Raw genomic sequence first — 1,083 nt, 5'->3', positions numbered from 1 at the left:
GGTCGCCGGGGCACGTCCCGCCGCGCAGGCGGGTGCCTCCGGTGCGGTCGCTGCGTCCGGTGCGGTCGCCGAGTCCGGTGTCGTCGTCCCGGGATCGCTCGGGTTGTCGAGCGTCGACGAGGCCATCGCCGCCATCGCCGCCGGCCGCCCGGTGATCGTCGCCGACGACGAGGACCGCGAGAACGAGGGCGACGTCATCCTCTCCGCCGAACTCGCCACCCCCGAGTGGATCGCCTGGACCGTGGCGCACTCGTCGGGGTTCATCTGCGCACCGGTGAGCGTCGAGATCGCTGACGCACTCGACCTCCCGCCGATGGTCGCCCACAACGAGGACGTCCGCGGGACGGCCTACACCGTGACCGTCGACGCCGCCGTCGGGGTCACCACCGGCATCAGCGCCCACGACCGAGCGCACACGTTGCGGGTCCTCGCCGACCCGGCGTCCGTGCGCGACGACCTGCACCGGCCCGGACACGTCGTGCCCCTGCGGGCCCGTCCGGGCGGGGTCCGCGAGCGTGCGGGCCACACCGAAGCCGCGATCGACCTGGTCACCGCCGCAGGGCTCCGGCCCGCCGCGGCGATCTGCGAGATCGTCGACGAGGACGGCGGCATGATGCGTCTGCCGGGACTCCTCGGACTCGGGGCACGCGCCGGCGTGCCCGTCATCACCATCGCCGCGCTCGCCGAGTGGCTCGACGCGGCAGACCGGGCAGCGGCGGAGTCCGCGCCCACGGAAGGAACGGCACGATGAGCGGAGCAGGCGCGGCGGACCGCGACCACGTCGACGGCAGCGGCATCCGGGTGGCGATCGTCGCCGGGCAGTGGCACGACGAGATCGCCGGGGGCCTCCTCGCCGGGGCGCAGCGCGAGGTCGAGCGGCTCGGTGCCACGGCGGAGGTCATCCCCGTCCCCGGGAGCTTCGAGCTGCCCGTGGTCGCGAAGGCCGCGCTCGAGGCCGGGTTCGACGCGGCGGTCGCCCTCGGCGTGATCATCCGCGGTGGGACCCCGCACTTCGAGTACGTCTCGGACGCGGCGACGAGCGGCCTCACCCGGGTCGCGATCGACGCCGGCAAGCCCGTCGGC

Annotated in this window: 2 protein-coding genes; both read left to right on the top strand. The window is 75.2% G+C overall.

Going from position 1 to position 1,083, the window contains the following annotated elements; all coding sequences use genetic code 11:
• Window positions 1-751, top strand: a 751-nt coding sequence (gene ribB / locus BIV01_RS16905) for a 3,4-dihydroxy-2-butanone-4-phosphate synthase (RefSeq protein ID WP_441294378.1), incomplete at its 5' end; no start/stop codon positions are given.
• On the top strand, window positions 748-1,083 hold a 336-nt coding region (gene ribH, locus BIV01_RS16900; RefSeq protein WP_071303618.1), incomplete at its 3' end, for a 6,7-dimethyl-8-ribityllumazine synthase. The genes ribB and ribH, both read left to right, overlap by 4 nt.

The sequence above is a fragment of the Curtobacterium sp. MCBA15_013 genome, from assembly GCF_001865095.1.
Lineage (GTDB): Bacteria > Actinomycetota > Actinomycetes > Actinomycetales > Microbacteriaceae > Curtobacterium.
This window is presented reverse-complemented; position numbering and strand designations above follow the sequence as displayed.